Source organism: Streptomyces sp. NBC_00207 (genome assembly GCF_045160965.1).
Taxonomy (GTDB): Bacteria; Actinomycetota; Actinomycetes; order Streptomycetales; family Streptomycetaceae; genus Streptomyces.
On record NZ_CP130715.1, the window covers coordinates 3,786,836 to 3,802,353 of the forward strand.

16 protein-coding genes are annotated in these 15,518 nt (G+C 74.7%); 6 read left to right on the plus strand and 10 right to left on the minus strand.

What is annotated here, in order from left to right; genetic code table 11:
• The first annotated feature begins 26 nt into the window (after nucleotides 1–26).
• Nucleotides 27–1,472, plus strand: coding sequence for an MFS transporter (locus OG472_RS18070; RefSeq protein ID WP_405941738.1), 1,446 nt, complete (start codon nucleotides 27–29; stop codon nucleotides 1,470–1,472).
• On the opposite strand, the gene OG472_RS18075 is transcribed toward OG472_RS18070, so the two are convergent.
• The 4 genes from OG472_RS18075 to OG472_RS18090 all read right to left on the minus strand — a co-directional run bounded on the left by OG472_RS18075 (nucleotide 1,414) and on the right by OG472_RS18090 (nucleotide 4,803).
• On the minus strand, nucleotides 1,414–1,716 hold the full coding sequence (locus OG472_RS18075) for a hypothetical protein (RefSeq protein WP_401602203.1): 303 nt from the start codon (nucleotides 1,714–1,716) through the stop codon (nucleotides 1,414–1,416). The two genes, OG472_RS18070 and OG472_RS18075, sit on opposite strands and share 59 nt — an antisense overlap.
• Nucleotides 1,717–1,842: 126 nt before the next feature.
• Nucleotides 1,843–2,514, minus strand: a complete 672-nt coding sequence (locus OG472_RS18080) for an NADPH-dependent F420 reductase (RefSeq protein ID WP_405830244.1) — start codon at nucleotides 2,512–2,514, stop codon at nucleotides 1,843–1,845.
• Nucleotides 2,515–2,708: 194 nt separating this feature from the next.
• A complete protein-coding gene (locus OG472_RS18085) occupies nucleotides 2,709–4,106 on the minus strand; it encodes an ATP-binding protein (protein ID WP_401602207.1) in 1,398 nt (465 codons plus the stop codon).
• Nucleotides 4,107–4,113: 7 nt separating this feature from the next.
• Nucleotides 4,114–4,803 (minus strand): response regulator transcription factor, encoded by a 690-nt coding sequence (locus OG472_RS18090; protein WP_078893179.1) that lies wholly within the window; start codon nucleotides 4,801–4,803, stop codon nucleotides 4,114–4,116.
• Nucleotides 4,804–4,882: 79 nt separating this feature from the next.
• Between OG472_RS18090 and OG472_RS18095 the strand changes: the two genes are divergently transcribed.
• Nucleotides 4,883–5,431 (plus strand): hypothetical protein, encoded by a 549-nt coding sequence (locus OG472_RS18095; protein WP_401602209.1) that lies wholly within the window; start codon nucleotides 4,883–4,885, stop codon nucleotides 5,429–5,431.
• Between the two features lie 18 nt (nucleotides 5,432–5,449).
• Here the strand turns inward: OG472_RS18095 and OG472_RS18100 are convergent, their stop codons facing one another.
• From OG472_RS18100 to OG472_RS18110, 3 genes are all read right to left on the minus strand, one after another.
• Nucleotides 5,450–6,085, minus strand: a complete 636-nt coding sequence (locus tag OG472_RS18100; RefSeq protein ID WP_383567618.1) for a class I SAM-dependent methyltransferase — start codon at nucleotides 6,083–6,085, stop codon at nucleotides 5,450–5,452.
• A 234-nt stretch (nucleotides 6,086–6,319) separates the two neighbouring features.
• Entirely contained in the window at nucleotides 6,320–7,198 is an 879-nt protein-coding gene (locus tag OG472_RS18105; protein ID WP_405941739.1) for a spermidine synthase, read from the minus strand.
• A 47-nt stretch (nucleotides 7,199–7,245) separates the two neighbouring features.
• Entirely contained in the window at nucleotides 7,246–7,653 is a 408-nt protein-coding gene (locus tag OG472_RS18110; protein ID WP_401602213.1) for a hypothetical protein, read from the minus strand.
• Between the two features lie 250 nt (nucleotides 7,654–7,903).
• Between OG472_RS18110 and OG472_RS18115 the strand changes: the two genes are divergently transcribed.
• Entirely contained in the window at nucleotides 7,904–9,226 is a 1,323-nt protein-coding gene (locus tag OG472_RS18115; RefSeq protein ID WP_401602214.1) for a tetratricopeptide repeat protein, read from the plus strand.
• A 19-nt stretch (nucleotides 9,227–9,245) separates the two neighbouring features.
• Here the strand turns inward: OG472_RS18115 and OG472_RS18120 are convergent, their stop codons facing one another.
• Both OG472_RS18120 and OG472_RS18125 read right to left on the minus strand, forming a co-directional pair.
• Nucleotides 9,246–9,587, minus strand: coding sequence for a VOC family protein (locus tag OG472_RS18120; RefSeq protein WP_401602215.1), 342 nt, complete (start codon nucleotides 9,585–9,587; stop codon nucleotides 9,246–9,248).
• Nucleotides 9,588–10,140: 553 nt separating this feature from the next.
• Nucleotides 10,141–10,737: a histidine phosphatase family protein gene (locus tag OG472_RS18125; protein WP_405941740.1), complete on the minus strand. Its 597-nt coding sequence runs from the start codon at nucleotides 10,735–10,737 to the stop codon at nucleotides 10,141–10,143.
• 148 nt (nucleotides 10,738–10,885) lie between these two features.
• Here OG472_RS18125 and OG472_RS18130 point away from each other — a divergent pair, with 148 nt between their 5' ends.
• The 3 genes from OG472_RS18130 to OG472_RS18140 are packed head-to-tail and all read left to right on the plus strand — an operon-like array spanning nucleotide 10,886 to nucleotide 14,963.
• A complete protein-coding gene (locus tag OG472_RS18130; RefSeq protein WP_405941741.1) occupies nucleotides 10,886–12,025 on the plus strand; it encodes a hypothetical protein in 1,140 nt (379 codons plus the stop codon).
• Nucleotides 12,022–13,626, plus strand: coding sequence for a hypothetical protein (locus tag OG472_RS18135; RefSeq protein ID WP_405941742.1), 1,605 nt, complete (start codon nucleotides 12,022–12,024; stop codon nucleotides 13,624–13,626). Before OG472_RS18130 ends, OG472_RS18135 begins: the two co-directional genes overlap by 4 nt.
• Complete coding sequence (locus OG472_RS18140; protein WP_405830258.1) at nucleotides 13,623–14,963, plus strand: AAA domain-containing protein; 1,341 nt, start codon at nucleotides 13,623–13,625, stop codon at nucleotides 14,961–14,963. The genes OG472_RS18135 and OG472_RS18140 overlap by 4 nt, the downstream gene beginning before the upstream one ends.
• 26 nt (nucleotides 14,964–14,989) lie before the next feature.
• Here OG472_RS18140 and OG472_RS18145 read toward each other — a convergent pair whose 3' ends face one another.
• The gene (locus OG472_RS18145) at nucleotides 14,990–15,469 is read right to left on the minus strand and encodes a MarR family winged helix-turn-helix transcriptional regulator (protein ID WP_405941743.1); all 480 of its coding nucleotides are present in this window, start codon (nucleotides 15,467–15,469) and stop codon (nucleotides 14,990–14,992) included.
• Nucleotides 15,470–15,518: the final 49 nt, after the last annotated feature.

The following is a 15,518-nucleotide window of genomic DNA, read 5'->3' on the forward strand; positions in this document are numbered from 1 at the left end:
GGTCGGCGTGCGGTCGGAGGTTGTCCGTGTCCCAGCCCACCCCCACGTCCGTCTCCGCGTCCGCATCTGCGGCCGGCGGCTTCCGCCGGGTGTTCGCACTCGGCGGTACCGCCCTCCCCCTCTACGCGTTCCTCGCCCGGCTCCCCGCCGCCCTCTGCCCCATCGGGACGCTCCTGCTCATCAACGCCCGCGACGGCATCGGCGACGCCGGCGCCGTCGCCGCGGCGCTCTGGCTCGGCCAGGCCCTCGGCGGCCCCGTCATCGGCCGGCTCGCCGACCGGCGCGGCCACCGCCCCGTCCTGCTCGTCGCCTGCGCCGCGAACTCCGCCGTCCTCCTCGCCCTCGTCGCGGCCGTGCTCGGCGGGCTGCCGCTGGCCGCCCGCATGGCACTGGCCGTCGCGGCCGGTCTCACCGTGCCCCAGATCGGCCCGCTCGCCAGGGCCCGTTGGGCACGGCTGGCCGGCGGGGACAAGAAGCTGCTCGGGTCCGCCCTGTCCTTCGACACCACCCTGGACGAGGTCGGGTTCATGGTCGGCCCCGCGCTGGCCGGCATCCTGGCCGTCACCGTGCACCCCGCCTCGGCGCTCGTCCTCGCCGCCGCGCTGATCCTGCTGTTCGGCACGCTGTTCGCCGTGCATCCGACGGCTCCGGGCCCGGCCGGCGCAGCTCCCGGCCCGACCGTCGCCGCCCCCGGCGCCCACCCCGGCGTACGCCTGTGGTCTCCCGGGCTGGGCCTGCTGTTCGCACTGGCGGTGCTGCAGGGGGCCGCCTGGAGCGGGGCGAACACCGGCGTCAACGCGCTCGCCGAGTCCCTCGGCGAGGCGGGCGCGGCCGGGCTGGTGTGGGCCGCCATGGCCGTGACCAGCTCCCTCGCCGGCTTCGTCACGGTCTCCCGGCCCGGATCGGCGGACCTGACCGTACGGCTGCGGTGGACGATCGCCGTCCAGGCGGTGCTGACCCTGCCGCTGCTGGCGGTGTCCGGACTGTGGGGAGCCGCTTTCGCCGTCGCGGGCATCGGACTGGCCGTGGCACCCCATCTGATCGCACTGTTCGGCCTGGTGGAACGGGCCGGCCCGGCGGAGCGGATGGGCGAGGCCATGACCGTGGTCGGCAGTGGCCTGATCCTCGGCCAGGCGCTGGCCGCGGCCGCCTCCGGGCCGCTGGCGAGCGCGTACGGCCATCGGGCGGCCTTCGCCGTCGCGTGCGCCGCGGCGGCCGCCTCCGCCGTACTGGCCCTGTCGCTCGCGGGAAGGGCCGTTACGGGCCTCCCGCCCCGCCAGGACTCCGGGGCCCGCCAGTCCCCCGGCCCGCACGAGGACCTCGGACCTCACAACGGCCTCGGCCCGCACGAGGACCTAGCACCCCGCCAGGGCGCGAGGTCGGCCCCCGTCCCGGACCCCCTCCCGGCCGCCGTCAGGACGGCGAGGAGTGCATCGCCGCCAGGCCCTTCGCCAGGTCCTCGGCGTTCATGACGGGGCCGACCTCGAGCTCGGCGTTGAACTGCAGGAACATGTCCTCCATCAGCGCCGGCATGTGCGAGCTGTCCTGCAGGTCGAAGACGATCCAGCAGGAGCGGACGCCCTCGTGCAGACCGAAGTAGGCAGCCTCCGGCTTCACCTTGTCCATCAGCGTCTTCACCGCCTGGGGCAGCGAGCCGGTCTTGATGCCCTCGTTGGTGGCGGCCGTGTCAAAGTGCGCCCTGAGCATGACTCTCATGCGTGGCTCCTTCCGTCACGCCCACCCTCGGCGCGGCCCGGGGGCGCGGCAACATATGCGCCCCCGTCCGTGCGGCGGGATCCGGGGCCCGGAACCGGCCCCGACCCTCAGCCGGAAGACGGCCCCTCAGTCCGAAGACGCCCCCTGGATGTGGAAGTTGAAGTCCGTGTGCCCGAGCGATCCCATCAGCCGGAGCCATACGGGGAGCAGCATCTCGGCGCCCCGGGCCGTCTCGATGCCCCCGAGGTCGAGGATGCTCGGCTCCGGCCAGCCGAAGGAGTGGAGCAGCTCCCGTACGGCCTTCTTCGCGTCCGCGTCCTCGCCCGAGAGGAAGACGTGGTGCTCGCCGGCGACCCGGCCCGGATCGACCATGACCAGGCAGTTCATCGTGTTGAGCGTCTTGACCACCCGCAGCCCCGGGAAGGTGCGCTGGATCAGCTCGCCCAGGCTGTCGGTGTCCACCGGGTCCAGGGCCGGCGGGAAGCCCCGCGAGAAGTCCAGCGGGTTCGCGACGTCGATGAGGATCTTGCCGTCCAGGTGCGCGGCGTCCGCCGCCGTCAGCGCGGCGATGCTGACCTGCCCGCCGGTGGCGTTGACCAGGGTGTCGCCGTCCCGTGCGGCCTCCGCGAAGCCGGCGAGCCGCACCCGGGGCTGCCCCGCCTGCCATTCGGCGTACTCGGCGCGCCCGGCGGTCGCCCCGGGGTCCCGGGTGCCGATGACCACCTCGTGGCCCAGTGAGGCGAGCCGGGCGGCCAGCGTCCGGCCGACGATCCCGGTTCCGAGGACTGCGTAGCGCATGCCTGTTTCCTTCCGCTCGGCCGGGTGATCCCGGCTGGTCCAGGATCCCCACGTCGTAGAGGAATCGGTACCGGTTCGGGTCGTCCGGCAGGAACCGGCTGTTCATGGAGACCACGGTCAGCGGTTCAGGTCGGGGCGGGGCCGCTGGTGATGTCCATGCCGCGGACCGTACCGAGGCGGGCACGGGCCGCCCGCTAGGCGCGCCCCCGGTTACGTCGGTTGCCGCGCCGGCCGCGGCCCGCCCGCCCGCCGCCGCCCGGACCGCCGAGGGTCCGGCCGTCCAGGCCGATCCAGACCCGGACCTCGGTCCCGCCGAGCACCGAGCGCCCCAGCCGTACGTCGCCGCCCGTCGACTCCGCGACGCGCCGCACGATGTCCAGGCCCAGGCCGGTCGATCCGTCGCGGTCGCCGTCGTTGCCGCGGCGCAGGGCGGCCTCCGGGTCGGCGATGCCGGGGCCCGCGTCCGAGACGAGCACGATGACGGCGTCCCCCGCATCGTGGACGTCCACCGAGAAGGGGGTGCCCTCGGGGGTGTGGCGGAAGACGTTGCCGAGCATGGCGTCGAGGGCGGCGGCGAGCTCGGGCCGGGCCACGGGGATCCGTACCGTACGGTCCACCCCCGCGAGCCGCACCTCGCGGCCCTCGTCCTCCGCGAGCGCCGACCAGAAGTCCATCCGGTCGCGGATCACCTCGGAGGCGTCGCAGCCCGCGCCCGCCCCGACCAGGCCGGTGGCCGGGCGCTGCTCCCGCGCCGTGCGGATGATCGTGTCGACCTCGCGCTCCAGCTGCTCCACCGCGGCCCGGGTCTGTTCTGCGGCCGGGCCGTCCCCGAGCGAGGCCGTGTTGAGCCGCAGCACCGTCAGCGGCGTCCGCAGCCGGTGCGAGAGGTCGGCGGCCAGCTCCCGCTCATTGGCGAGGAGTCCCACCACCTGGTCCGCCATCGCGTTGAACGCGACGGCCGCCGAGCGGAGTTCCTTCGGCCCGACCTCCGGCACCCGCGCCCCGAGCCGGCCCTCGCCCAGCTGGTGCGCGGCGTCCGCGAGCCGCTCGGCCGGCCGTACGAGCCGGGCGCCGAGCCGGTCGGCGACGCCCACCGAGCCCACGATCAGCGCGAGCCCGACGCCCGCGAGCACCACCCAGGCGGTGCCGACGCCGTTGCTGACCTCGCTCTCCGGTACGAAGATCTCCACCACGGCGATGTCCCCGGAGCCGAGCGCGGTCGGCTGGAGCAGCGCCGAACCGCCGCCGGCCGCCGAGGCCGTCGTGGCCCGCCCGATCCGCCGGGTCTCGGCGACGGCGTGCGCGCCCGCCCGGCCCTGGCCGATCTCCACCGGGGCGCTGTCGCCGATGGCGGGCACGTGGACGGCCATCCGCCGGGCGGCGCCCATCTGCGTGGACTCCATCGCCTTCTGCAGCTGGACCGGGTCGGTGGTGATGGACAGGGTCGGCCCGATGGTGGCGGCCTGCCGCTCGGCGTTGGAGAAGGCCCGGTCGCTGGCCATCTCCTGGACGACGAGCCCGAGGGGTACGGCGAAGGCCACGACCACCATGGCCGTGACCGCGAGGCACACCTTGACCAGGGCCCATCTCATCGGGGCATCACTGCGGCGGCTCCAGCTTGACGCCGACACCCCGCAGCGTGTGCAGGTACCGCGGGCGGGCGGCGGTTTCGCCGAGTTTGCGGCGCAGCCAGGACAGGTGGACGTCGATGGTCTGGTCGTCCCCGTACGACTGCTGCCAGACCTCGGCGAGCAGTTCGCGGCGGGCCACGACCACTCCGGGCCGCCCGGCGAGGAAGGCCAGCAGGTCGAACTCCCGCCGGGTGAGGTCCAGTACGGTCCCGTCGAGTTCGGCCTGGCGGCGCAGCGGGTCGATGGCGAGCCCGCCGACGCGCAGGACGCGCGAGGGGGGTTCGGCCCCGGCGGCGGCCCGGGAGCGGCGCAGGACGGCGGCCATGCGGGCGGAGAGGTGCTCCACGGAGAAGGGTTTGGTCAGGTAGTCGTCGGCGCCGTCGTTGAGCAGCCGGACGATCTCCGCCTCGTCGTCGCGGGCGGTCGCGATGATCACGGGGACGTCGGTGATGCCGCGCAGCATCTTGAGCGCCTCCGACCCGTCGAGGTCGGGCAGTCCGAGGTCGAGGATGACCACGTCGAAGCGGTGGTGCGCGACCTCGCGCAGGGCCTCCAGGGCCGTGCCGACGCTCCGCACGGTGTGCGAGGCCTCGGTGAGGTGCCGGATGAGGGCGGAACGTACGAACTGGTCGTCCTCGACCACGAGCACACTTGCCATGGCCCGCACCGTAGTCCATTCGAGGTACCCACCGGGGTGTCGGGCTGCTCTTGTGGCGGGTGGTGCAGTATGTGCCCTGATGCGACGAGGACTTCTTCATGCCATGGCTTGGATGCTGGCGACCGGGGCGGCGGTGACGCTGTCGTGGTGGGGCGTGCACAGCGTCATGTCGGGGACGGCCTACGATCCGCCGCTCGCGGTGCCGCTCGCCACCCAGCCGCTGTCCTCCTCGACGCAGCGCGCGCAGCCGCCGGACGCCCCGGCGGAATCCGCCTCCGCGTCCCCGTCGCCCTCCGCCTCGCCGACCCCGTCCGCGCCGTCGTCCGCCGGGGCCTCCCCCGGCAAGCCGTCCCAGAAGCCCTCGGCCACTCCCTCCCCCTACGGGCAGGGGGAGGGACAGGATCCGGGCAGCGTGAAGGCTTATCCGGTCTCCGGCGGCCGGGTCGTCTTCTCCCTGGGCGCGTCCTCCGCCGAGCTGGTTTCGGCGACCCCGGCGGCCGGCTGGCGGATGCAGGTGTGGAAGCAGGACTTCTGGATCCGGGTCACCTTCACCCGGGACGGCCGCGAGGTGTCGGTGTTCTGCACCTGGCACGACCACCCGCCGGTGGTGGAGATCGTCGACCCCTGAGCCCCGGAGTTCCGGACCTCAGGCCGGGACCGTACCCACCAGCACGAACTCGTTGTACGGGAAGACCTTGCCCATCGGCCGGGGGAAGGGGAAGGAGTAGGTCCGCCGGACCGCGATCCCGGCCCGGCCGGCGTGGCTGCGCAGCTGGTCGAAGTCGACCCAGCGGATGTGCGTGGCGTCGGACCGGAAGCCGACCTCCTGCGGGGTGATCATGACGACCGAGCCGCCCGGCTTGACCAGCGGCAGGTACTGCTCCAGCAGCGACGCCGCGGTCCCCTCGTCCACGTGCTCCAGCACGTGCGCGACCAGCAGGCTGTCGAAGGACCCGGGACCGCAGTCCGGGGCGGCGGCCAGCTCGTCGGGCGTGTAGGCGTTCAGTCCGCGCTCGCGGCAGGTCTGCACCGAGTGCGGGTTGTGGTCGACGCCGACGCTGTCCGGGCCGCAGTTGAGCAGGTTCCGCCCCAGCCCGCAGCCGATGTCGAGGACCCGGCCGAGGTGCAGCCGCTGCAGGTTCCAGCGGTACGGAGCCTGCGTGGGCAGCAGCCGCTTGATACCGGACTGCTCCAGGCGTGCCAGCCGCTGGGTGTAATCGGAACCGGCGGTGCTCGGGGTGCCGGGGGTGGGGGCACCAGGGGTTGCGGGGAAATCAGACATGGTCTTGCCGTCTCCTGAACGCGTCGTAGCAGGGCAAGCCCTGCTAGGGGTTCACAGGCTACGCAGGGAGGCCGCCCGCCGGGAGTACTCGACCGATCTTTATCTGCAACTGCGCAAGGTGTATACGGAACCGATGCGCGACCCTGCGTGGCCGCGTATCCGGAACCGATTCGGGCCCCCGGGGGAGGGCCGCGCCGGGCGGGACCCGCGCGGCCGGCGGCAGACCGGGGGCGGCTAGCGGAAGACCGAGGGCGGCGGCTGCGGCGAGGCCACCGCGGAGGCGTCGGCGACGGGGGCCGCGCCGCCCGCGAAGTCCGCCAGCGCCCGGCCGTGCTCGACCCGGCCCGGGTGGGGGTCGCTCGCGACCCGGCGGGTGAATTCCGCGACGGGCAGCTCACGGTCGGACGCCACCAGGACGGCATTACCGAAACGTTTCCCCCGCCACACCACGGGATCGGCGGCCAGCGCCAGCTCCGCGAACCGGGATGCGGCCGTCGCGATCTGGCTCCGCAGATGGGTCAGCGGCGGACCGTCCGCGAGGTTGGCCACGTACCACCCGGTGGGCGCGAGGGCACGCCGTACGTCGTCCAGGAACTCGGTGCTCGTCAGGTGCGCCGGGGTGCGCGCCCCGCTGAACACGTCCGCGATCACCAGGTCCGCCCAGCCGTCCGGCACCTTCGCCAGTCCCGCCCGGGCGTCCACCGCGCGGACCCGGACCCGCGCCTGCGGGTCCAGCGGCAGGTGTTCCCGTACGAAGGTGACTAGTGCGGCGTCGATCTCCACGATCTGCTGGGTCGAGCGGGGGCGGGAGGCGGCCGTGTAGCGGGCGAGGGTGAAGGCGCCGCCGCCGAGGTGCACCACGTTCAGGGGCTGGCGGGCGGGCGCGACGAGGTCGATCAGGTGGCCGATCCTGCGCTGGTACGCGAAGTCCAGGTATCCGGGGTCGTCCAGGTCCACGTGCGACTGCGGGGCACCGTCGATCAGCAGGGTCCAGGCGGCGGCGCGCTCGCGGTCCGGCTCCAGCTCCGCCCGGCCGCCGTCCACCTGCCCGGTGAGCGCCTCGGCGCTGCCGCGTCCGCGCTGCCTGCCCTTGTTCCTGTCCTTGCCTGCCACCACCCCATTGTGCCGGGCGGCAGCCGGGGAAGAGTCGGCCGCAGTGGTCAGCGGCAGTTGTCCGCGGCCTCGATCAGCCGGGCCGCCTCGCCGAGCGCCGCGCGCAGCACCTCGGGGTCGGTGACCGGCCCGACGGCCTCCGGCGGCAGCAGCCAGCCGGTGGAGCCCGCGGCGGGCGAGGCGGCGTCGCCGAAGCGCATCCCGCGCCCGTTGGTCTGCGTACAGGCACTGCCCGGCAGGTCCCAGGCGTCGGCGGTGCCGGGAGGTACGAGGAATCCGAGGGTGTCGTCGGATCCGTCGTGCAGGACGGGTCCGACCCCGCCGGCCTGGCTGGCGGCGCGGCGGATGATGTCCACCGCCTCCAGACCCTGCCGCGTGGGCACGGTCACCAGGTCCAGATCGAGGTCCGGGGCCATGCCGGGCTCGGACGCGGTGTTCGTTCCAGTGCTCTCCATGCCGCCCTCCACCAAGGGAACCCCTCCTCGATCCGTATCCGCATGGGTTCAACGCACGGGAACGTCAACGGGTGCGGCGGCAAGACGCTGCAAAGGATGGCAGTTCATGGCGGATCGCGGGTGAGATATCCGTTTTGTAGCCAAACATCGCATGAACACCCCCGCGCTGACGGTACGTTCATGCGCGCCGGGCCCCACCCTCACACGTCACAGCACCGGCACTGCGGTCCTTGCCAGAGAGGTCACGTCCATGGCGGCGTCCCCCCACTCACCCAACTCCACGTTCCGGCGGCTGCGCGGCCAGCGCTCCCCGGCCGAGTTCGCGGCCCTGGTGCGCCGGGCGGCGAAGGAGATCGGAGAAACGGTTTCCTGCGACGCGCGCTACATCGGCCGGGTCGAGTCCGGCGAGATCCGCTGCCCCAACTACGCGTACGAGCGGGTCTTCCTCCACATGTTCCCCGGCCGCGCCCTGGCCGACCTGGGATTCTCCCCGCGCGAGAGCGTGCGCGGGCGATCGGCGCAGCGCGATCCCTTCACCACCGTCCCCACCCACCGTTCCCCTTCCAGTGCCAAGGAGAGCGACGTGCTGCGTCGCGCGTTCATGGCGGGCGGCTCCGCGACCGTGGCGGCCGCGACGCTCAGCCTCACCCTGCTCGGCGACACCCGCCGGCTCCCCTCCCGCGCCGGCGAGTCCGAGGCGGCCGCCGTCGAGGAAGCGGTACGCCAGATCCGCCTGCTGGACGACCGGCACGGGGCCGACACCCTCTACCGCAGGGCCGCCGAGCCCCTGCGCACCGCCTACGCCCTGCTCGACGCGGGGGCCACCCGGCAGTCCACCGAGGACCGGCTGCACGCGGGCGCCGGCGAACTGGCCGTCTCGGTCGGCTGGCTGGCCCACGACTCCGGCCGCTTCGACGACGCCCGCTCGCACTACGCGGAGGCCCTGGCGACGGCCCGGGTCGCGCGGGACGCGGGTCTGGAGGCGCACGCCTTCAGCAACATGGCCTTCCTCGCCCGGGACTGCGGCCGCTCCCGCGAGGCGGTACGGGCGGCCCAGGCGGGCCGCCGGGCCGCGCGCTCCCTCGGTTCCCCGCGGCTGCTGTCGCTGCTCGCCCTGCGGGAGGCCGGCGGCTGGGCGGGGCTGGCCGACCGGAAGGCCTGCGAGGAGGCGCTGACCCGGGCCCACACGGAGTTCTCCCGGGGCGAGGCCGACGCCGACCCCGAGTGGATGTCCTTCTTCGGCGAGGCGGAGCTGGAGTCCCTGGAGGCGCGGTGCTGGGCGGCGCTCGGGGAACACGCCCGCGCGGCCCGGCACGCCCGCCGCGCCGCCGACCTCCAGGATCCGCACTTCGCCCGGAACGTCGCCCTCTACACGGCCGAGCTGGCCGGCGACCTGGCCCGCGCGGGCGCCCCGGACGAGGCCGCCTGGGCGGGGGGCCGGGTGCTGGACCTGCTGACCGAGGTCCAGTCCACACGGGTCCGGTCGATGCTCTCGGAGACGGCGGGCGCGCTTGTTCCGCATCAGCGCTCTCCTCGGGTGGGCGCCTTCCTGACGAGGCACGCGGCGGTCTGACCCCGCCGGTCCGCCGCGGTCAGCCGCCGAGGTACTCGTAGACCCCGCCCTCGGGGTGGCGCACCACCGCGCGGCGCCCGTTGGGCGTGGGGGCGGGGGCGGCGATCACCTCACCCCCGGACGCGGCGCAGTGCGCGACCGCCGCGTCCAGGTCGGCCACGGAGAGGGTGGCGGCCACGCCCGCGAACCGCTCGGCGATCGCGTCGGGCCCGCTGAACAGCAGGAACGGCCCGACGCTCGCCAGGTCCAGGCCGGCGAACTCGAACCGGGTCGCCGGCTGGCCGGTCAGCCGTACGTAGAAGTCCAGGGCCGGACCGATATCGGCCACGCGCCGCCGCAGCACCACGGAGGTAATCGTCATGGCCCCATCCTCCCAGCCGCACTCTCTCAACTCCCTTGAGAAGGGCTGCCTTTAGAGGATTTCCCGGCCAACTTCCGGTGCAACGCCGCTGCCGGGGCTCCGCCCCGCGCCCCGCTCCTCAAACGCCGGAGGGGCTGGAGGGTACGGCGGGGTGGGAGGACGCGGCAGGGTGGGAGGACGCGGCGGGGTGGGAGGACGCGGCAGGGTGGGAGGACGCGGCGGGGTGGGAGGACGCGGCAGGGTGGGAGGACGCGGCGGGGTGGGAGGACGCGGCTCAAAGATCGGGGCTCCGCCCCGGACCCCGCGCCTCAAACGCCGGCGAGGCTGAATTCGGCACCCGCCGGGTCGGGTGTGTGTCGGGGCGCTCCCCGCAGGGCGCCGAACGCAAGGTGCCCCGGCCCGCCGACCCCCCGACACGTTCGGCGCCCGAGGAGACGCCCCAGCACGCGCCCGGCCCACCCGAACCGGCGAAGCCGGCCGCCCGGCCCCGGCGCAGCCGACCACCCGACCCGACCGGCTCGGCCCAGCCAGACCGGCCCGGCCCGGCCGGAAGCTACGCGTCGAGGTGCCCGGTGTCGTTCCAGCGTTCCAGGGCCGGGGCGCCGTAGGCCCAGCCGAGGACCGAGAGGGAGGTGGGTTCCAGGCGGATGCGGGCGCCGAAGGAGGCTTCGAAGCCGAGCCAGCGGGCGGCGAGGGTGCGCAGGATGTGGCCGTGGGCGAAGACGAGGACGTCGCGCTCCGCCGAGCGGGCCCAGGCGACCACCTCGTCCGCGCGCGCCGCGACGTCGGCGACGGACTCGCCGCCCGGGACCCCGTCGCGCCAGATCAGCCAGCCGGGCTGGATCGCCTGGATCTCGGCCGGGGTCATGCCCTCGTAGTCACCGTAGTCCCACTCCAGCAGGGCGTCCCACGGCTCCGCCCGGACCCCGAAGCCCGCCAGGTCGCAGCTCTCGCTCGCGCGGGCCAGCGGACTGGTGCGGACCTCGATGCCGGGCAGGCTGTTCCACGGGTCGCGGGCCAGCCGCTCGCCGAGCAGCTTGGCACCCCGCTTGCCCTCCTCCAGCAGGGGCACGTCCGTGCGTCCGGTGTGCTTGCCGAGCTGGGACCACGCCGTCTGGCCGTGGCGGGCCAGCAGGATGCGGGGGGCCATGCGAATCTCCCGATCGGTGTGAGATTGTGCGGTTTTACGATGGTTTCCTGGTCCGTCCATCATCCATCACGCCCCCGGCCGGCTCTCCGGCCGGCCCGTTTCCGCACTCCGCACACGATTGTCAGTGGCGGATGGGACACTTCCGCCCGTGAGCTCCTACCCGCCCAGCAGCCCCGCGCAGCCGACCACGCTGCGGCAGCGGCTCGCCGGCCTGCGCGGCCTGGCCGTGCCGCCCCGTCCGCTCGACGCCCGGGCGCTGGCGGCCCTCGCCGCCAATCCCGGCTGCGGCAGACGGGCCCTGCTCGACGGCGCCGGCGTGGACAAGAACGCCCTCGCCACGGCCCTCGGCTCGCCCGCCGCCTTCGGGCAGTCGCAGTTCGCCATAGTCCGCGGGAACTCCTTCGAGACCAAGGTCAAGGGCGACGGCGGGGCCGAGCTGCTGCGGCTGGTCCACGCGCACCTCGACCCGGCCGCCGAGCCGCCCGGCGCGGGCGCGAACGTCCCCGACCTCGCCGCCGCCGGGCCCGAGGGCCGCGCCGCCCGCACCGCGCTCGCCCTGCGCGAGGCGACCGCGGCGCAGGCGTGGACCCTGCTGGACCACCCGATGCTGGCCCTGGAGGTGGCCGGCTCCCCGGCCTACCTGGAGCCGGACGCCGTGGTCGTGCATCCGGACGGCCGCTGGACCGTCGTGGAGATCAAGTCGTTCCCGATGATCGACGGGGCCGCCGACGCCGCGAAGGTGGGCGCCGCCGCCCGCCAGGCCGCCGTGTACGTGCTGGCGCTGGAGAAGACCGCCGGGAAGCTGGCGGGCGCCGAGGTCGGGCACACCGTGCTGCTGGTCTGTCCGAAGGACTTCTCCAACCTGCCCACCGCCTCCCCGGTCGACATCCGCCGCGAGCGTGCGGTGACCCGGCGCCAGCTGGACCGGCTGACCCGGGTCGAGGAGCTGGCCGCGGCCCTACCCGAGGGCCTCAGCTTCGACCCGGCGACCCGGACCGCCGAGGAGCTCGTCGAGGCGGTGTCCGCCGTCGACGCCGCCTACGCCCCCGAGTGCCTGGCCGCCTGCGAGCTGGCCTTCCACTGCCGGGACCGGGCCCGTTCCGCGGGCGCGGTGACCGCGCTGGGCCGTTCCGTACGGGGCGAGCTGGGCGCGCTGACCACCGTGGAGGAGGCACTCGCGGCGGCCTCCGGGGCCGGCTGCGCCGAGGATCCGACCGCCGCCGCCCTGCACCGCGCGGCCCGGCTGCGCGCCGAGGCGCTGGAGTCGGCTGCGGGGGTCGTCGCATGAGCCTGCTGAACACGCTGGCCCGGCTGGAGGCCGTACGGGCGGGCCGCGCCCAGCCGCTCGCGACCGTACGGCACCGCCATCTGAGCGAGCGCCCGATGGTCTTCGTGCCGCTGACGACGGCCGGTGAGGCCGGGGCCCCGCTGGGCGCGCTGGTGGGCACGGACCGGCACGAGCCGCAGGTGTTCGTGATACCCCAGCCCCGCGACCGGGACCTGCGGTGGGCGTTCCTCGCGGACCTGGCGGTCCAGGTGCTGGCCCACATCGACGCGTACGCGGACGCCGTGGAGCCGGCCGAGCGCAGCGAGACCGACCCGGAGACGGGCAAGCGGGTCAAGGTGGAGACCGAGCTGTGCGTGGACGCGCCGCAGCTGATCGTGCCGAGCCGGGCGGGCATCGAGTACGTGCGGCTGCTGGGGCGGTCGATGCGGTTCCGGCGCACCGCCGAGGAGGAGCCGGAGAATCCGTATCCGGCGCCCTCGCAGGTGCCGATGCTGGGCCGCTGGTTCACCCACCTCGCCGAGCGCTCCCGGGTGCCCGGCTCCTCGATGCTGCTGTCGGCGACGGACCTGCTGTCCCGGCACTGGGCGACCGGCCAGAGCAATCTGGAGGACCAGCACCTGGGCGCGCTGCTGAGCTGGATCGACCCGCCCGAGGGCCTCTCGGGGGCCGAGGCGGCGCTCCGGGCGGAGCTGGGCCGCGACGAGGAAGGCCGGCTGCTGTGCCCGCCGGCCGGTCCGGCCACCGACCCGGCCTTCGACAACAAGCTGCTGGCCCCGGCGATCGCCCGCTACGACGCTGCGCGCGCGGCTCTGGCGGCCGCCGGGCCCGGGGACGGCGACCGCGAGGCGCGCAGGGCCGAAGAGGTCCGCAAGGCCGGGGAGGCCGTGCGCCGGCTGGTCGTGGACCAGATGTCGAACACCTGGTGGGCGACGTGGGAGGCGATCGACCTGCTGCGCACCCTGCCGCCGGGCGAGCGCGCGGAGGAGCGCTGGACGCGCGACCGCTGGTCGTACACCGGCCACCGGGACCGCGTACGGGCGGGCGAGCCGCCGCAGCCGCGCCGCGACGACGCGGTGACGGCCGCCCAGAAGCTGGCCACGCGGGAGACCGAGCAGGTGCGGCTGGACGCGCAGGAGGCGCTGGACGACCCCCTCGTCATGGCGGGCCGGCGCCTCGCGGGCGAGGCCTTCGCCGGCGAGGTCACCGAGGTGGTGATGGAGTGGACGGAGTCGAAGCGGCCGAGCCCGCGCCCGCTGGTGACGGTGGCCACGGAGGACCGGCCGCAGCTCGCGGAAGGGGGCGGCGGGAAGGTGTTCCGTTCGCTGGACGGTCGCCCGCAGAGCGCACAGTTCGTACGCTTCGAGGAGGACGGGCGGCTGGTTCTGCGCCTCCTCGACAAGATGGGCCGCGGCCGTGAGCCGGAGCCGGGCTCGGTGCCGGAGAAGGGCGACCGGGTGTGCTGGACGCTCTTCGAGCACGACGCGCGCGGCGGCCCGAAGCTCCCGGAGCCGGAGCAGACGCCGTGGACACACGGCGGCCCGCCGGGGCACCTGAGCGCCGTTCCCCTGCCCGACGCCGTGACCGACGAGGACCTGCTGTGACCGCGACCGCATCCTTCGACCCCGGGGCGGCGGCCGCCGGGGCGACCGCCGCGATCCTGCGCGACACCCTGCACGGGTCCGAACGGGGCGTGGTCGTCGACTCCCCGCCCGGAGCCGGCAAGTCCACGCTCGTGGTGCGGGCGGCCCGGGAGCTGGCCGCGGCCGGGCGCCGGCTGATGGTGGTGGCTCAGACGAACGCGCAGGTCGACGACCTGGTGCTGCGGCTCGCCGACAAGGACCCCGAGCTGCGGGTCGGCCGGCTGCACAGCAGTGACGGGGAGGCCTACGACCCGGCGCTGCGCGAGCTGCCCTCGGTCACCCTCTCGGCCAAGCCGGGGGACCTCGCGGAGCTGCCGATCACCATCTCCACGGCGGCGAAGTGGGCCTTCGTCAAGGACGTCGAGCCCTGGCAGCACGCGATCGTCGACGAGGCGTACCAGATGCGCTCGGACGCGCTGCTGGCCGTGGCCGGGCTGTTCGAGCGGGCGCTGTTCGTGGGCGACCCGGGGCAGCTGGACCCCTTCAGCGTGGTCGGCGCGGAACAGTGGGCGGGCCTGTCCTACGACCCCTCCGCGTCGGCGGTGAGCACCCTGCTCGCGCACAACCCGCAGCTGCCGCAGCACCGGCTGCCGGTGTCCTGGCGGCTCCCGGCCACGGCGGCGCCGCTGGTCTCCCGCGCGTTCTACCCGTACACGCAGTTCCGCAGCGGTACGGGCCCGGGCGAGCGGCGACTGTCGTACGGGGTCCCCTCGGACGGGTCGGGCCCGGACCGGGTGCTGGACGAGGCCGCCGAGGCGGGCTGGGGACTGCTGGAGCTGCCCGCGCGGCACACTCCGCGCACCGACCCGGAGGCCGTGGGGGCGGTGGCCCTGGTGGTCCGCCGCGCCCTGGACCGCGGGGCGGTGACCTCCGACGAGCAGTCCGAGGGCCCGTCCCCGCTGACGGCCGACCGGATCGCGGTCGGCACCGCCCACCGCGACCAGGCGGCCGCGGTCCGCGCGGCGCTGGCCGCGCTCGGGGTCACCGGGGTCACGGTGGACACCGCGAACCGCCTCCAGGGCCGCGAGTACGACCTGACGGTGGTCCTCCACCCCCTGTCGGGCCGCCCGGACGCGACCGCCTTCCACCTGGAGACGGGCCGCCTGTGCGTGCTGGCCTCCCGGCACCGGCACGCGTGCGTGGTGGTGGCCCGGGCGGGCATAGCGGAACTCCTGGACGACCACCCTTCGACGGAGCCGGTCCAACTGGGCGTGACGGTGAAGTTCCCGGACGGCTGGGAGGCGAACCACTCGGTCCTGGCCCACCTGGCGGAACACCGGGTGCCCTGGCGGCCGTAGGGACGGGCGGCCGGACTGCCGGGGGCTCAGGTCTTGCGTTTGACGCCCAGGCGTTCGCGGAGGAGTTCGCCGACCTCGGCCAGGGTGCGCAGTTGATCCGGGGTCAGGATGTCGATCAGGTGGCGGCGGACCGACTCCACGTGGAGGGGGGCCGCCTCCGTGATCATGGCCACGCCCGTGCCGGTGAGGACGACCTCCGCGCCCCGGCCGTCCGCGGCCACCTCCTCGCGGCGGACGATGCCCCGCTTCTCCATGCGGGTGAGCTGGTGGGACAGCCGGCTGCGGGACCACTGCATCAGTTCGGCCAGCGCCGTGATCCGCATGCGGTGGCCGTCCGTGGAGCCGAGCACCGACAGGACGTCGTAGTCGGCCTCGGAGAGCCCGCTGTGCTGGCTGAGGTCGCGCGCGATCTCTGCGTTGACCAGCGGGAACATGCGCCGCCACGCGTACCAGGCGTCCTGTTCGGGATCCGTGAGCCAGCGGGGCGGCTCGGATGCGGGGGTCATGCTTCCACTCTAGCCAGATCGGTGACACATCATCTATCTGGTTGACACG